Source organism: Streptomyces sp. NC-S4 (assembly GCF_054353315.1).
In genome coordinates this window covers 520,553-533,132 of the sequence record NZ_CM135937.1, presented here as the reverse complement: position 1 = coordinate 533,132, position 12,580 = coordinate 520,553, and the positions used below count along the sequence as shown (strand labels likewise).

Sequence of the window (12,580 nt, the reverse complement as noted above, 5' to 3'; positions counted from 1 at the left end):
ATGGAGCACGGAGGCGGCCGCGCCCGGCACCGGTCCCGTGCCCGCTCGTACACCGGGACCGGCCGGGCGGCGCCGCGACCTGGCCGCGTACGGATCCGCCGCGCTCCGGTTCAAGGCCGCCGACCGGGGAAGGCGCGGAGAGACCGGCCGAATGCCGGGCGTGAGCCGACGCGGCATCCCCGCGACTCTGCTGCGGCGTGACGGCGGCGGTTCACTGGGTGACCGACACCCCGACGAAGGGAGTGAGCGTCATGCGCATCGCGTTTCTGACCGCCCCGGAGGGCGTGGAGGAGGTCGAGCTCACCGCCCCCTGGAAGGCTGTGGAGACGATCGGCGGGATCCCCCAGCTCGTGTCCACCGAGCCCGGACGGGTACAGGCGTTCAACCACCTCGACCGGGCCGGTACCTATCCCGTCGACCACCTGCTGGCCGGTGACACCTCGGACGCCTTCGACGCGCTCGTGCTGCCGGGCGGTGTCGCCAATCCGGACGCTCTGCGCACGAACGACCGGGCCGTCGGCTTCGTCCGCAGCTTCTTCGAGGCCGGAAAGCCGGTCGCCGCGATCTGTCACGCACCCTGGACGCTGATCGAAGCCGACGCCGTACGCGGTAGGACGCTGACGTCGTGGCCCAGTCTGGCGACCGACATCCGCAACGCGGGAGGCACCTGGGTCGACGAGGAAGTGCAGGTGTGCCGGGCGGCTCCGGCGACGCTCATCACCAGCCGCAAGCCCGACGACCTCGGTGCCTTCTGCACCATGCTCGTGAAGGAGTTCACCCTCGCGGCGTACGCGTGACGGCACGCGGAGTCACACGCCGAGGGGAGCGGCGCCCTCTCGGCCCCGGGCGGCGCCGGGCCCCGGGAGCCGGCCGACTGACCCGCGACGCGGGAACGCGCACCGCAGGGCCGCCCGATGGCACCGACGGTACCGAGATCGAGAAGGAGGCAGGTGGTGAATCATGGGCGAGAGGAACGCGAACCGCCCGGCCCTGCTCACCGACATGGGAGCCATGGTGGACGAACACGGCCGCCCGCCCGGAGTCGCGTCCAGGACCGGCACGGGCGGTGGCCCGCCCGCCGACCCGGACCGTGTGGACCGAGCCCGTGCGGAGACATCAGGTCAGGCAGGACGGGGAGAACGAGGAGCCGAGAACCGCTCCGGAGCGGGCTGATCCACGCATTTACGGCAAGAGTCGGTTGGGCGTTCCGGAAGCTTTCGAGGTGGTCCAGGGCCGCGATGTGGTGGTCGGGTACACACAGTGGTGCCTGAATGTGATGCCCCGCCACATACGCGGCCGACCTGCGGGCTTCTACGGTGTGGCCACACCAAACGTCCCCGCAGACCCCGGAAGTGGTGCACATGACCTCCCCCTCGACAGCCGCACCATCGCCGACCGGCATCCGGAGGATCGTCGCCGCCAGCCTGATCGGTACCACCGTCGAGTGGTACGACTTCTTCCTCTACGGCTCGGCCGCCGCACTCGTCTTCAACGAGCTGTTCTTTCCCGGCAGCGAACCCCTGGTCGGCACCCTCCTCGCCTTCCTGACCTATGCGATCGGCTTCGCGGCCCGCCCGCTGGGCGGGCTGGTCTTCGGTCACTACGGGGACAAGATCGGCCGCAAGCGGCTCCTCGTCCTCAGCCTGCTCCTCATGGGCGGGGCCACCTTCGCCATGGGCCTGCTCCCCACCCACGCGAGCATCGGCGTCGGCGCCCCGATCCTGCTCACCCTCCTGCGTCTGATCCAGGGGTTCGCGCTCGGCGGCGAGTGGGGCGGGGCGGTGCTGCTCGTCTCCGAGCACGGGGACGACAGCAGCCGCGGCTTCTGGGCCTCCTGGCCGCAGGCCGGCGCGCCCGGAGGCAATCTGCTGGCCACCGGGGTGCTCGCCGTCCTGGCCGCCGTACAGTCCGACGCGGCCTTCCTGGCCTGGGGCTGGCGGATCCCGTTCCTGCTCTCCGGGGTGCTGGTGGTGATCGGCCTGTGGATCCGCGTGTCCGTCTCGGAGTCCCCGGTCTTCCTGGAGGCACAGGCCAGGGCCGCGGAGCGCGCCGCCGCCGGGGCCAAGGCCGGACCGCCCGTGGCGGAGGTGTTCCGCACGAACTGGCGCGGGGTCCTGACCGCGATCGGCACCCGCCTCGGCGAGAACATCTCCTACTACGTCATCACCGCCTTCCTCCTCGTCTACGTCACCAGCCACCTCGGGCTGCCCAAGAGCGACGGCCTGAACGCCGTACTCATCGGCTCCGCCGTCCACTTCGTGGCCATCCCGGCCTGGGGCGCCCTGTCGGACCGCGTCGGGCGCCGTGCCGTCACCCTCATCGGCTCGGTGGGCATGACCGGCTGGGCCTTCGCGTTCTTCGCGCTGCTGGACTCCAAGTCCTTCCCGGTGATCGCCGCGGCCGTGACCGTAGGGCTGCTCCTGCACGGCGCGATGTACGGACCGCAGGCGGCCTTCATCTCCGAGATGTTCGCCACCGAGGTCCGCTACTCCGGCGCCTCGATGGGGTCCCAACTGGCCTCCATCATCGGCGGCGCGCTCGCACCGATCGTCGCCGTGGCCCTGCTGCGGGAATACGACTCGTCCCTGCCCGTCTCGGTGTACCTCGCCGCCGCGACGGCCGTCACCACGCTGACCGTCCTGGTGGCCAAGGAGACCCGCGGGCGTAGCCTGACCCGGGAACAGACCCCGGTCCGCGCCCCGGTCCCGGCCGGCCGGCGGGCCGGACACGGCCCGGTGCCGGCCGACGGGAACTGACCCGCCCCCGGGCCCCTCGGCCCTCCGAGACGGGGCGGCGCCGGCCCGTACGGCGCCGCCCCCGTCCGCGTCCAGCCCTACGGAGAGCACCCGATGGCCACCACCGACGCGCTGCTGCGGCTGCGCAACCTCCTGGACCTGCTCGATCAGGGCGCGCCCGCCGAGGCGTTCCAAGGCAGCGCCCCCTCCGACGCGGAAGGGACCGCGGAGGGCGGCGAGGCGTCGGCCGCGGACGCGGCGCTGATCGCGGACGCGACCCGCGTCGCGCTCCGCATCCACCGCACCCTCGGCCAGCACCGCCGCCGCGAGGCCGAACTCGCCGCCCTCTTCGACACCGCCGGCGACCTCGCCCGGCTCAGGGAACCGGACGCCGTGCTGAAGGCGATCGTCCACCGGGCCAAGCTGCTCCTCGGCACGGACGTGACGTACCTGTCCCTCAACGACGAGGAGGCGGGCGACACGTACATGCGGGTGACGGACGGCTCGGTCTCCGCCGCCTTCCAGCGTGTGCGCCTCGGGATGGGGGAGGGGCTGGGCGGACTGGTGGCGGAGACCGCCCGCCCGTACTCCACCGGCGACTACCGGGACGACCGGCGGTTCAGGCACACCCCGGTGATCGACGGAGCCGTCGCCGAGGAGGGCCTGCGGGCCATCCTCGGCGTACCGCTGCGCCTGGGCACCCGGGTGATCGGCGTCCTCTACGCGGCCGACCGCACGGCCCGCACCTTCACGCCCGACGAGGTGGCCCTGCTGTCCTCGCTGGCCGACCACGCCGCCATCGCCATCGACGGCGCCCGGCTGCTGGACGAGACGCGCACCGCACTGGTCGACCTCAACGCGGCCTCGCGGACGATCGAGGCGCACAGCGAGGCCATGCGCCGGGCCGAGGACGCCCACGACCGCCTCACCGACCTGGTGCTGCGCGGCGGCGACGTCACCGACGTGGCGACCGCCATCGGTACCGTCCTGCAGGGCGGCACCCTCGTGCACGACGCGGAAGGGGCCGAGCTCGCCCGGGCGGGCACCGACCCGCGGCCCCCGTCCGCGCAGGCGGTCGCCGCCTCGCGGGCCGGCGGACGCGCCGTCTTCGTCCGGGGAACCTGGGTGTGCGCGGTCCTTGCCGGGCACGAACTGCTCGGCAGCATCGCCCTGACCGGCCGCGCCGACCTCGACGACGCCGACCGCCGCCTCTTCGAGCGCGCCAGCCTGGTCACCGCCCTGCTGTTGCTCCTGCGCCGATCGGTCGCCGAGACCGAGGACCGGATACGGGGCGAACTGCTCGGAGACCTGCTCACCCGGGCCGCCGACCCGGCCGGACTGTCGGCCCGGGCCCGCCGGCTCGGCGTGAACCTGGGCCACCCGCACGCGGTGTTCGTCCTGCACAGCGGGGCCGTGCCCCGGCCCCGGCTGCTGGCCGCCGCCGCCCGCCTCGCCCAGGCCCGCAAGGGACTCGCCGGACTGCACCACGAGGACGTCGTCCTGGTCTGCCCCGCGGAGGTCCCGAGCAACGGATCCGCTTCCGGTCCCGCCCCCGCCCCCGGTCCCGCCGCCGCGAGCCTCGCGGGCGAGCTGCGCCAGTCGCTCGCCGGTTCCGTCACCGTCGGCGCCGCCGGTCCGGTCACCGGTCCCGCCGGGTTCGCCGACGCGTACGCCGAGGCCCGCCGCTGCCGGACCGCGCTGTGCGCCCTGGGCCGCGAAGGCACCGGCGCCGCCCTCCACGACCTGGGCTTCCTCGGCGTACTGCTCGGCGACCAGACGGACCTGGGCGGCTACGTACGGCAGACCCTGGGCCCCGTGCTCGCGTACGACGCGAAGCGCGGCACCGACCTCACCCACACCCTGCGGGCCTACTTCGAGACGGGCGCGAGCCAGTCCCGGGCCGCCGAGGCCCTCCACGTGCACGTCAACACCGTGGTGCAGCGCCTGGACCGCATCGGCAGCCTGCTGGGCCGCGACTGGCAGCGCCCGGAACGGGCACTGGAACTCCAACTCGCGCTGCGCATCCACCGGGTGAACCGCCACGACGGGCCCGGCCCGGACGACTTCGCGCCGTAGCCCGCACGGACCCGGTTCAGCTGGCAGGGTGGAAGGCATGTGCGGCCGATACGCTTCCACCCGCAGTCCCGAGGACCTGTCCGGCCTCTTCCGGGCCACGCCCCCCGATCCGGGGCACGTGCTGGAGCCGAGCTGGAACGTCGCCCCCACCGACGCCGTGTGGGCGGTGCTGGAACGCGCCGACCGGGAGAGCGGGGTACTGGAGAGGCAACTGCGCCCCCTGCGGTGGGGGCTGGTGCCCTCGTGGTCCAAGAGCGCGTCCGGCGGCGCCAAGATGATCAATGCGCGGGTGGAGACGGTGCACGAGAAGCCGGCCTACCGGCGCGCCTTCGCCAAGCGCCGGTGCCTGCTGCCCGCCGACGGGTTCTACGAGTGGGAGCCCGTGCCCGCCTCCGGTTCCGTGAAGGCCTACAAGCAGCCGTACTTCATCCGTCCCGAGGACGGCGAGGTGATGGCGATGGCCGGGCTGTACGAGTTCTGGCGCGACCCCGCGGTCGCCGCCGACGACGATCCGGCGGCCTGGTGGGCCACCTGCACGATCATCACCACCGAGGCCACCGACGCCGCCGGCCGGGTCCACCCCAGGATGCCGCTCGCGCTCGCACCGGCGGACTACGAGGCCTGGCTCGACCCGTCGCACCAGGACCCGGACGCACTTCGCGCCCTGCTCGCCGCCCCCGCCGGCGGCCTGCTCGACGTCCGCGCCGTGTCGACCGCCGTCAACAACGTGCGCAACAACGGGCCCGAGCTCCTCGAGGCTCCCACCGCGCCGGGGCGCTGACCGGCACCCCCTGAAGCCGGCTCCGGCCCACGGCCTACGGCCGTGAGCCGTCCGCTGCCCGTAGAGGTAAAGAAATATTGACACCATGTCCTGATTCCTTGACACTATCGATGTCTGGTTTTCTTTACATGGGGAGTGGCAGTGGCGCTGGAGGAGAAACGCGCGTGGATCATGATCGTGGTCACGGTCGCGTCGTACGGGACGTATCTGGCCGTGATCCTCGGACGGTCCGGGAGCGACCCCCTGACCCAGCAGCCCTATGCGGCCGTGCTGCTGTGGACGGTCGGCGCGGCGATCGTCGCCTCGATCGCGCTCCACATCACCGTGTCGCTGCTCTCGCCCGAGGAGGGCAAGGTCAAGGACCAGCGGGACCGGGAGATCCACCAGTTCAGTGAGCACATCGGCCAGTCGTTCATCGCGATCGGCGCCGTGTCCGGGATGCTCCTGGCGATGGCCGAAGCGGACCGGTTCTGGATCGCCAACGCGATCTATCTGGGATTCGTCCTGTCGGCGCTGCTCGCGTCGACCGCGAAGATCGCCTCCTACCGGATCGGCTTCCACCCGTGGTGAGGCCCACCCGGGTCACCAACAGCATCCGGGCCCTGCGCTTCGCCAACGGCGAGATGACCCAGGCCGAGCTCGCCCGCCGGATCGGCGTGACCCGTCAGACCGTCATCGCCATCGAGCAGGGCCGCTACTCGCCGTCCCTGGAGAAGGCGTTCGAGATCGCGCGGGTCTTCGCCGTACCGCTCGACAGCGTGTTCCAGTACACATCCACTGAAGGGGACGAAGAATGAAGGCCATGGTCCAGGACGTCTACGGATCGCCCGAGGTCCTGCGGATGGAGGAGACGGAACGGCCGGTCGCGGGCCCGGGGGAGGTCCTCGTACGGGTGCACGCGGCCGGTGTCGACCAGGGCGTCTGGCACCTCATGGCGGGCATGCCCTACGCGGTCCGCGCCGTGACGGGTCTGCGCAGACCCAGGACGCGCGTCCGCGGCCTGGACGTCGCGGGAGTGGTCGAAGCCGTCGGCCCCGACGTCACCCGTTTCCGGCCCGGCGACGAGGTGTACGGCAACTGCACGGGGTCGTTCGCCGAGTACGCCCGCGCCAAGGAGGGCACCCTCGCGCCCAAGCCGGCCTCCCTGGACTTCGAACAGGCCGCCACCGTGCCCGTCTCCGCGTGCACCGCCCTGGGCGCGGTACGGGACAGCGGACGGGTCAAGGCGGGCCAGAGCGTCCTCGTCCTCGGCGCCTCCGGCGGCGTGGGCAGCTTCGCCGTACAGGTGGCCAAGGCCTTCGGCGCCCACGTCACCGGCGTGTGCAGCACCGCCAAGACCGACCTGGTCCGCTCCCTCGGCGCCGACGAGGTCCTCGACTACACCCAGCAGGACCCGGTCGACGGCAGCCACCGCTACGACGTCATCCTGGACATCGCGGGCAACCGGCCCATCGCCCGGCTGCGCCGCGCCCTCAACCCCCGCGGGACCCTCGTCATCGTCGGCGGGGAAGGCGGCGGCAAGTGGATCGGCGGCAACCAGCGGCAGCTGGGCGCGATGCTGCTGTCGCCCTTCGTCGGCCACCGGCTGCGCGCGCACGGCACGCTGGTGCGCCACCCCGACCTCGAAGCCCTCACGGAACTCATCGAGGCCGGATCGGTGACCCCCGCCGTCGACCGGACCTACCCGCTGGCCGAGGTGCCCGACGCCATCCGCCACCTGCGGGCCGGCCAGGTGCGCGGCAAGGTCGCCATCCGGCTATGAGGCGTCCAGCCGGATGCGGGCGGCGACCGGCAGGTGGTCGCTGCCGGTGGCGGGCAGCGTCCGGATCTCGGCAGCGGTCGCCGAGCGGGTGAGGATCTGGTCGATCCGGGCGACCGGGACGGCCGCGGGCCAGCTGAGGGCGAGCCCCCGCCGCGGCGCGCTCAGGCGGGAGGTCAGCGGGGCGAGTCCCCGGTCGTCCACCGTGCTGTTGAGGTCGCCCAGCAGGATCACCCGTTCCAGCTGCTCGGCGGCGACGGCCGCACCCAGCAGCCGCGCGCTCTCGTCCCGCGGGCCGGAGCCGAAACCGCTCGCCCGGAAGCGGACCGAGGGCAGGTGCGCCACGTACACCGCGATCTCGCCCCGGGGCGTGCGCACACCGCAGCGCAGGCCACGGTCCCAGCCCTCGCCGATGCCCGCGGGCCTGATGTCCACCCGGCGGACCTCGGTGAACGGATGCCTCGACCAGAGGCCGACCGTGCCCTGGACCGCGTGGTACGGGTACGCGGCCGCCAGCGCCGCCTCGTAGGCCGGCAGCGCGGCGGGCGTCAGCTCCTCCAGGGCGATGAGATCCGGCGCGGAGGCGCTCAGGGCGCGCGCGGTACCGCTGGGGTCCGGGTTCTCGTCGCTCACGTTGTGCTGGACGGCAGTGATGTCGTGCGGGCCGCGCTCCGCCGGCAGCAACAGCCCGCCGAAGAGGCCCGCCCAGGCGGCCGCGGGCAGCAGGACGGTCACCAGTGCGGTGAACGAGCGGCGCACCAGCGCCGAGACGAGCAGCACCGGGACCGCGAGGCCCAGCCAGGGCAGGAAGGCCTCCAGCGCGCTGCCCAGGCGGCCCACCGTGTTGGGGACCGCGGAGTGGAACACCAGCAGCGCGGCGCTCAGTGCGGCGAGGGCCGCGACGACGCGCCCGCGCGTCCAGGGCGTACGGCCCCGGGCGTCGGCGCCCCGGCGCCACCCGGCGCTGCGCCGCTCGCCGCTCCCTGCCGCCGCCTGCTCCGCCACCACCGGAGCCCCGCCTGTCTGTCCCGGACCGTCTTCCACCTCGGGTACGACGCATGATCGGGCGGCCGGGTTCCCGCCGGGGCCGGTGTGGAAGAGTGATCGTCCGGGGTCGTGGCCGCGGCGGGCGGTCCGGGGAGCAGGAACGGGAGACGCGTATGGCTACGGCGAGGGTCGCGATCGTGACGAGCGAGGGCGGCGCCGACCAGGACGCGGATCTCCCGCTGATCCTGACGGCGTTGCGCGCCGCGGGCCTGTCCGCGCAGGCGGTGGCCTGGGACGCGGACACCCCACGATGGGACCGCTACGACCTCGCGGTCATCCGGTCGACCTGGGACTACGCGGACCGGCTCGCGGAGTTCCTGGCCTGGGCGGACGCGACGGCCGAGGCCACCCGGCTGTGGAATCCGGCGCCGCTGGTGCGCTGGAACAGCGACAAGCGCTATCTGCCGGAGCTCGCCGCGCGCGGAGTCCCGGTCGTGCCGACCCGGGTCCTCGAACCGGGAGGAGTCCCGGGCGCGGCGCAGTTCGACGGGCCCCACGGAGTGGTGGTCAAACCGGCCGTCTCCTCCGGGGCACGGGACACCGCGCGCTACGAGCCCGGACGCGGGACGGACGCCGAGCGCCACGCGCGGATGCTGCTGGACCAGGGCCGCACGGTGATCGTCCAGCCGTATCTGCCGCTGGTGGAGGAGGGGGAGCGGGCGCTGGTCTTCTTCGGCGGCACCTTCAGCCACGCGATCCGCAAGGAGGCCCTGCTGACCGAGGCGGGGCTGATCGACAACTTCCGGGTGCCGCACCCCGGCGCCGCCCCCTACCGGCCGTCCGAGGCGGAGCTCCGTACGGCACGGGCGGCGCTGGCGGCCGTCCCCGCCCCGGGCGACCTGCTGTTCGCCCGGGTGGACCTGGCGTTGGACGGGGCCAGGGAGCCCGTGGTCATGGAGCTGGAACTCATCGAGCCGAACCTGTTCCTGAGCGTTGTCCCGCAGAGGCTGGAGCGTTTCGCCGAGGCGGTCGTCGGCGCGCTGGCCACCGGCCGGTAGAAACGGCACAGGGGGTGCCCCGCCTTCCGGGCCGGGCCCGGTCGACAAGACACCCCCTGGCGCTCCGGCCCCCCGTGCCGGGGTTTCGGGGACTGGGGCTCGGCCTAGTTGAGACGGTCGAGCCGCACGCGCCGGCGGCGGCGGAGCAGGAGACCGACGGCCGCACCCGCCACGGCGGTGACCGCCACACCCGCCGTCGTCCACCAGACGGCGTACCCCTCGGTCTCGGCGGCCGGCTCCGCGGCCTGCGCCGAAGAATCGGCCGGAGCCGGGGCCGGGGCGGCGGAGGCCGCCGAGGACACCGGCGCGGCCGCCGACGGGACGGGAGCCGCCACGGAGGCGGCCGGGGCGGGACCACCCGGAGCCGGGTCCACCACGGGCACCGCCACTTCGAGTTCACCGTGCCCCAGAGCCGGGAAGCCCACGTCGACGCTGACCTTCCACGAACCCGGCGGCAGCGCCTCGGCCGTCGTCCAGCCCGCGGGCTTCGCGGCGGGGTCGCGCACCAGGCGCCAGGCCCCCAGGGTGCGGGTGCCGTCGACGCTGGTCGCGTTCACGGTCGCGGCGACGGCCTCCTCGACGGCGTCGCCGTCGTTCTCCCAGGTGACGTCGGCGGTGACGTGACCCTCGCGTTGCCCGGTCACCACCACCTTCACGGTGTCACCGTGGGCGTGGGCCGCGGCGGGGAGCAGGAACATGAGGCCGAGTGCGGCCAGGGCGGCCGAGAGAACGATTCGTATGCGCATCGTCGGGGTGCTCCGGTCAAGATGAGGGGTACAGGCGGACGGCCGCTCGGTGCGGCCGTCCGCCGGGGTGGGTTCACGCCGTCAGGGCGTCAGGGCGTGCTGCGCCGTGGCAGTGATCAGCCGGCCTTCTGCAGGGTCCAGGCCTGCGTCGCGCGGCCGTCCGCACGCTGGAGGTCGAGCAGCCAGTACCCGTAGTAGGGCCGGTTGCTGACGGTGAGGGCGAAGGAGCCGCTCGCGTCGGTCACGGTCACCGCGCCGCCGCGGGACGTCAGCTTCCAGGCCTGCGCGCCGTTGCCGCCCGCGCAGGGCTGCTGCGCGACCCACATGCCGGCGGCGGGGGTGCCGCCGGGCTGGAGGCACTTGCCGGAGGCGACGGACTTGATGCGCACCTGCCCGTTGCCCGCGTCGTCGAAGTACCACTGCTGCTGGGCGTACCCGTTGGTGCGGCCGCCCACGAGGACGGTGCCGTCGGCGGTGCGGCCGCCCCACAGCTCCGCGGCCATGCCGCTGCTGCCGTTGCCGAGCACGTACTTGGTGCCCGGCGTGGTGGCGCCGCCGCCCGCTCCCGTCGTACGGAAGGACGCGGCCTTGCCGGGGCCGCTGTCACGGCCGGCGCTGTCGCGGACCGAGACGGTGACCTTGTAGGCGGTGTTCGGCTGCAGGTTGTAGATGCGGAGCACCTGGGACTGGACCCACGTCAGGTGCTTGCCGTTCAGCTGCACCGCGTACCAGGAGGCGCCGTCGACCTTGGGCCAGCTCACCACGACGGAGGTGGACTGGATCTGGCCCGCCGTTACGGCCGGTCCGCCCGAGGGCTTCTTGGTGGGCGTCGGCGAGGGCTTCTTGGTGGGCGTGGGGGAGGGGTTCGGACCGGGGTCCGTGCCGCCACCGCCGCCCTTGCTCTTCATCAGGAACTGGTTGTCGGCGATGTTCCAGTGCGTGGCCAGGTAGCTACCGGGCTTGGGACTGGTGTGGAAGTAGTCGTCGTGGTTGCAGTCCAGGATGTTCTCGGACGCCTGGTTGGTGCAGATGTTGCGCATCTGCGGGTAGTACGGGGTGTCTGAGTAGCACATGACGTCGTACTCGTCGGTGCAGTGCGCGCCACGGCTGGTGTTCGGGGCGCTGTTGTTGACCGCGCCCAGGTTGTGGCCGAGCTCGTGCGCGGCGGTGTGACCGCCCCAGCAACCGGAGTCGGTGCGCCCGTAGGAGGGGCCGAAGTTGCTCTGGTTGGCCTGGCCGGGCCGCTCGTCGCCCGCGAAGGTGCCGATGCCGCAATAGACCTGGCTGTCGGCGAAGATCATGTACTTGCGGTCGCGACGGTCGAGGCCCTTGCCGGCGAGCGCGTTGTTGGTCGCGCTGAACTCGGCGAGAGCCGAGGCCGGGAGCTCGATGTTGAGCACGGTGGGGGTGCAGTCGGCGGCCGTCACGTAGCGGATGTGACGGACTCCGCCGGTCTCCTTGGCACTCGCCGAGTAGATGAGGTCGGCGTCGGCCGCCCACTTGCGGAACGAGGCGACGTACTCGGAGTAGCGGTCCTTGCCCGGCGCGTGGACGTAGACGACCTGCACGCGGTTGCCGGTGCTGCCGTCGCCGTCGCACTGGACGGTCTGGCCGGCGGGGCCGGCGGCGACGTTCTGGCTGCCGGACGCGGCGGCCGCGGCGGCGGGCTCGGGTGCGGAGGCCTTGGTGGCCGTCGACGCATCGGCCGCGGGCGCGTCCTGAGGACGCCCGTCGCCTTCCTTGCTCGCCGGGTCGTCGGCCGCGGGGCGGGCCGGGTCGGCCGCCGGAGCGGCTTCCTTGACGGCGGGTGCGATGTCCTTCGTGATGTCGACGCCCTTGGGCGGGGCGTCGGGGCCGTGGGTGCACAGCCCGGTGTCGGTGCGGTAGACACCCACGCACCGGTCGCCCTTCGGCGCGGCCTGGAGGCCGTCGTAGATCATGCCGCGCGCGGTCTCGTTGGCGGGCGCGGCCGCGATCGGTTCCGGCTCCTGGTCACGGGCGGGTGCGGCGGCCGGAGCCTCCGCGGCGGCCTCCACCACGGGGGCCGCCGCCTCGGCGCCGTCACCGATTCCGGAGTAGGCGATGCCTGCGGCTATCAGCCCCGCCGCTGCCGTGGCGGCGGTGACGAGTATCAACCGCCGGGGTTTGCGGCGGTGGTCGGCGGCGGCAGGCCGTCTGCGACGTCCTGTCATGGGCACCTCAAATCGTTGTCGGAAGAGTAGGTGCGCGGAAGCCTGCCAGACGGACGCGAAGGAGAATTCGGACAAACGGGGGCGCGGTCCGAGAAATCATTCCGTTACCTGTCGACCTGATTTGACGAACACTCAACTCCCAATAAAACAAGGCCAGTTACGCGCGTCGCGTCCGAATGGTCCAGTCCTTTCTTGATGGGTTGTTATCAAATCGAGATATGAACCGGAGCCTTGTTGACGGGAATT

Annotated in this window: 11 protein-coding genes; 8 read left to right on the top strand and 3 right to left on the bottom strand. The window is 73.0% G+C overall.

Annotated elements, in window-relative coordinates; genetic code table 11:
• Window positions 1-251 precede the first annotated feature (251 nt).
• The 7 genes from ACXNSR_RS02520 (at window position 252) to ACXNSR_RS02490 (ending at window position 7,354) form a co-directional block, all read left to right on the top strand.
• Entirely contained in the window at window positions 252-797 is a 546-nt protein-coding gene (locus tag ACXNSR_RS02520) for a type 1 glutamine amidotransferase domain-containing protein (protein WP_458640481.1), read from the top strand.
• Between the two features lie 564 nt (window positions 798-1,361).
• Window positions 1,362-2,756, top strand: coding sequence for an MFS transporter (locus tag ACXNSR_RS02515; RefSeq protein WP_458640480.1), 1,395 nt, complete (start codon window positions 1,362-1,364; stop codon window positions 2,754-2,756).
• A 93-nt stretch (window positions 2,757-2,849) separates the two neighbouring features.
• On the top strand, window positions 2,850-4,811 hold the full coding sequence (locus ACXNSR_RS02510; RefSeq protein WP_458640479.1) for a helix-turn-helix domain-containing protein: 1,962 nt from the start codon (window positions 2,850-2,852) through the stop codon (window positions 4,809-4,811).
• 37 nt (window positions 4,812-4,848) lie between these two features.
• Window positions 4,849-5,592, top strand: coding sequence for an SOS response-associated peptidase (locus ACXNSR_RS02505; protein WP_458640478.1), 744 nt, complete (start codon window positions 4,849-4,851; stop codon window positions 5,590-5,592).
• A gap of 141 nt (window positions 5,593-5,733) precedes the next feature.
• Window positions 5,734-6,162: a hypothetical protein gene (locus ACXNSR_RS02500; protein ID WP_458640477.1), complete on the top strand. Its 429-nt coding sequence runs from the start codon at window positions 5,734-5,736 to the stop codon at window positions 6,160-6,162.
• Window positions 6,156-6,389: a helix-turn-helix transcriptional regulator gene (locus ACXNSR_RS02495; protein WP_458640476.1), complete on the top strand. Its 234-nt coding sequence runs from the start codon at window positions 6,156-6,158 to the stop codon at window positions 6,387-6,389. Before ACXNSR_RS02500 ends, ACXNSR_RS02495 begins: the two co-directional genes overlap by 7 nt.
• Window positions 6,386-7,354 (top strand): NAD(P)-dependent alcohol dehydrogenase, encoded by a 969-nt coding sequence (locus ACXNSR_RS02490; protein WP_458640475.1) that lies wholly within the window; start codon window positions 6,386-6,388, stop codon window positions 7,352-7,354. The genes ACXNSR_RS02495 and ACXNSR_RS02490 overlap by 4 nt, the downstream gene beginning before the upstream one ends.
• Here the strand turns inward: ACXNSR_RS02490 and ACXNSR_RS02485 are convergent.
• Window positions 7,349-8,236 (bottom strand): endonuclease/exonuclease/phosphatase family protein, encoded by an 888-nt coding sequence (locus tag ACXNSR_RS02485; protein ID WP_458643542.1) that lies wholly within the window; start codon window positions 8,234-8,236, stop codon window positions 7,349-7,351. The two genes, ACXNSR_RS02490 and ACXNSR_RS02485, sit on opposite strands and share 6 nt — an antisense overlap.
• Window positions 8,237-8,511: 275 nt before the next feature.
• Here ACXNSR_RS02485 and ACXNSR_RS02480 point away from each other — a divergent pair, with 275 nt between their 5' ends.
• Complete coding sequence (locus ACXNSR_RS02480) at window positions 8,512-9,396, top strand: ATP-grasp domain-containing protein (protein ID WP_458640474.1); 885 nt, start codon at window positions 8,512-8,514, stop codon at window positions 9,394-9,396.
• A gap of 104 nt (window positions 9,397-9,500) precedes the next feature.
• Here ACXNSR_RS02480 and ACXNSR_RS02475 read toward each other — a convergent pair whose 3' ends face one another.
• Together ACXNSR_RS02475 and ACXNSR_RS02470 are read right to left on the bottom strand one after the other, a co-directional pair.
• Entirely contained in the window at window positions 9,501-10,142 is a 642-nt protein-coding gene (locus tag ACXNSR_RS02475) for a hypothetical protein (protein ID WP_458640473.1), read from the bottom strand.
• 116 nt (window positions 10,143-10,258) lie between these two features.
• The gene (locus tag ACXNSR_RS02470; RefSeq protein WP_458640472.1) at window positions 10,259-12,334 is read right to left on the bottom strand and encodes an RICIN domain-containing protein; all 2,076 of its coding nucleotides are present in this window, start codon (window positions 12,332-12,334) and stop codon (window positions 10,259-10,261) included.
• Window positions 12,335-12,580: the final 246 nt, after the last annotated feature.